General features: G+C 47.6%; 3 protein-coding genes. 1 reads left to right on the top strand and 2 read right to left on the bottom strand.

Annotated features, from left to right (window positions below; translation table 11 throughout):
- The first annotated feature begins 1112 nt into the window (after positions 1–1112).
- Complete coding sequence (locus GF401_09830; GenBank protein ID MBD3345347.1) at positions 1113–1259, top strand: hypothetical protein; 147 nt, start codon at positions 1113–1115, stop codon at positions 1257–1259.
- Positions 1260–1326: 67 nt separating this feature from the next.
- Here GF401_09830 and GF401_09835 read toward each other — a convergent pair whose 3' ends face one another.
- Both GF401_09835 and galT read right to left on the bottom strand, forming a co-directional pair.
- On the bottom strand, positions 1327–2580 hold the full coding sequence (locus tag GF401_09835; protein MBD3345348.1) for an MFS transporter: 1254 nt from the start codon (positions 2578–2580) through the stop codon (positions 1327–1329).
- A gap of 257 nt (positions 2581–2837) precedes the next feature.
- On the bottom strand, positions 2838–3210 hold a 373-nt coding region (gene galT / locus GF401_09840; protein ID MBD3345349.1), incomplete at its 5' end, for a galactose-1-phosphate uridylyltransferase.

Genomic DNA, 3210 nt, shown 5'->3' on the forward strand with positions numbered 1-3210 from the left:
ATATTTGAACACTTAACCGGTGATTCCAATAATTCTTTATCCCTATCCATCGTTCCTTTATTTTATTTTTATACCAATATCGGAAGATACGTGAGAAGTTCCTTGTACGGCTTTATCTCCTGGCTTATGTCCGGGAGTGCTGAAAATATCAGGATTCGGAAGGTCATTTTCTCGGCTCATCGCGGACGATTTGAGCATATTATTTTCACAAAAGACGTTGCAAGCGCCATTACGCGTCGAGTTGGCTCCGGTCCAAGAGCCATAGAGGGGACGGTTACATTCTATCAAGAATTGCTTGAGCTTTTGGTAAAAAACCCATCAGGAACAGAGACAGAGGCATTTCGTTCACAACTGAAACCGATTATGGCTCGACTAACTGCTTCGACTCACAAACAAACAGAGGGGAAAGGCAGAAGATTTACAACCAATCAGAAAACAAAGATTAATTTGCGAGAATTTTTCAAATCAGCACTTCGTTGCGAACTCTGCGGAGGAATTTTAGATTTACGAATGGGCACTCAATATGACCATGCTATTCCATTCTCTAAGAGTAAAAGAACAGATGTTGATCAGGGGCGTCCGACCCATCCATTCTGCAACAATCAACGTGAGGCGATTGAACAATACAAAAACGGAATCGCCCCATTGCAACTTCCTCCAATATTTGAAAGTGAAATCACTCCTGATAGCGGCTACCAGTTATCACTATTTGATTTATTTAAACATACTCATTTTCCAGATGAGTAAGAAGGGCAATACAGAATACTATAATCTTATGAAAAGACGTATCTGAATAGTATGCAATTGAGATCCCACGGCCGCGCGGAAATTCACGAGAAAAAACAGCGGAAATCTCTTTTTTAGCGGTTGAAGCATGTCCGCAGCCTCACTTTTGCGCTGGACGGCGATCTTGAACAGGCCGGCCAACAATTTTTGCAGCAAGTTCTTGCGCTGCTTACTGACGAACAGGTTTGAAAAAATCAGTGATTCTTCCGGCTTTTCTCTGGAACTACAAGGATTGAGTGTACAAGGGATTGAAACCCCCGGTTTACAGTGTATCTCAAATCCTTTGTACACTCAATCCTTGTAGTTTTCCATAAACTTCACAGAAGATCGAAATCAGCTTAGCGCGAGCCGTCTCGCTGGCCGAGTATCACTGCTATGATTTCGAGAAGCTGCTGGCCCGGATGAACATTCCGATTGCTTTACTTGACGAGACTGATGCTGAACAAGATATCGAATTGCTTCAGGAGTTCTGATGAGGTTGTTAATAGCCGATATCAGTGAGACGACGGGGACGCAGCCCCGCCGTACCGGAGAGGACTCTCAGACTTTTTTCGGCTGACGGTGGATGGTAAATGTCAGCGCGACTCCTACAATCAGCAGGATGTCGGCGACGACAAAGGACAGCGTAAAACTGTCGGTCGCGGCCTGAATCATCTGAGATAAACGGCTTAAGACGAAGCCGCCGACGCCCCAGGCCGTAAAAAGAATGCCATAATTGACGCCAAAACTTTTTAAACCCCACAAATCTTTGGAAAACGAGGGAAAGAGTGACAGATTTGTGCCGTAATTAAAGCCGATCAGGGCGGACAGAAGCACCAGCAGGAATGCGCTCGACTGTTCCGCGCCTACGACAGGAATTGCCAGAAACATCAGCACAGCTTGAAAACCGAGCATCAGTGCGAGCGTGAGTCTGCGCCCGATTTTATCGGACAGGATGCCGGCGACAACTCTTCCCCCCGCATTGCCCATTGCCATTGTAGCCACCACCAGAAACGCTTGTTCTCCCATGCTCTTTTTGGCCATGCCGGCGACGCTTCCGATCACCATCAGTCCGGCCCCGGCCCCGATAAAATATATGATCCAGAGTATCCAGAATGCAGGTTGCTTCAGCATATACGCCGCGTTAAAATTATTGTCGGCTGCTGCTTGTTTCCCTTTTTGCTTTTTTGCAGATGTCTTTGAAACCCCTTCGGGAGTATAACCGGCCGGCGGATTTGTCAATAATAAGGCCAGAACGACCACCACGATCAAAAAGGCGATGCCAAAAAATTTCATCGTGCTCTGAAGTCCCCAGACGCCGATAAGATAGGTCGCCAGCGGCGCAATATACACGGAAGCCAGTCCGAAGCCCGAGACCACCAATCCGGCAATCAATCCGGTTTTTGAGGCCGGAAACCATTTGAGGGCCGGCGGAGTCGCAGAGGCGTAGCCAAATCCAATCCCCATGCCGGCCAGGACGCCAAATCCGAGCACCCAACTGAGATAATCAGTGGTCTGCGAAATCCAGATTATCCCGACCCCAACTAACACGCCTCCGATTAAGGCGGTGATTTTCGGGCCAAATATATCTTGCACTCTTCCTGCCAGGATCATTGAGAAGGCAAAGACCAGGCAGCAGACGGCATAGGGGTCGTTCACGGATGCCATATTCCATTGAAAATCGCCTCCTGTTTCAATCGAATTGATAATTTTCCCTTTAAAGATACTCCAGGTATACAAAATTCCCAGGGCAAGATTAATCCCAAGCCCGGCCATTGTGACAATCCATCCTTTATTCTGCGTGATGTTCGACATAGTATCTCCTTTAAAACTACAAGGATTTCATGTAAGAAGGATGGAGTCGAAAGATGCATCGATACTTACTCCTCCCTACATGAAATCCTTGTAGTTTCATCATAACCGACGAGCGTCCCGCTCATGACGATTCCTTGTAATTGAAAGACTCCTCCTCATGTTTTCATTCCTTTGAGGGGCTAATAAAGAGCCATGAAGAAAGTCAAGGTAAAATTGACATTCTTGCCGGGATTTTTATCCCCTGAGTTGCCTATATTTCACCTCTGCTGTTTGTAATGAATCTCGGAGAGGCTGCGCAGACGGTCGGCGGCTTGTTCGGCCGTAATGTCGCGTTGGGCTTCGGCCAGCATTTCGTAGCCGACCATAAATTTCTTAACGGTCGCCGAGCGCAGCAAGGGGGGATAATAATGGGCGTGAAGCTGCCAATAGCTGTAATCTCCTTCAGCGGTCGGCGCACCGTGCCAGCCCATGGAATAGGGAAAGGAAACCTGGAACAGATTATCATATTTCGTCAAAAAACGCTGCATGATCTCGGCCAGACTGCGGCGTTCCTCATCTGTTAGATCTGGCAGACGCAGAACATGGCGGCGCGGCATGAGCAGGGTTTCAAAGGGCCATAAGGCCCAGTAG

Source organism: Chitinivibrionales bacterium (assembly GCA_014728215.1).
Classification (GTDB): Bacteria; Fibrobacterota; Chitinivibrionia; order Chitinivibrionales; family WJKA01; genus WJKA01.

Excerpts from the sequence above, each read along its gene's own strand:
- GF401_09835 (MBD3345348.1), bottom strand. The coding sequence starts at position 2,580 with ATGTCGAACATCACGCAGAATAAAGGATGGATTGTCACAATGGCCGGG.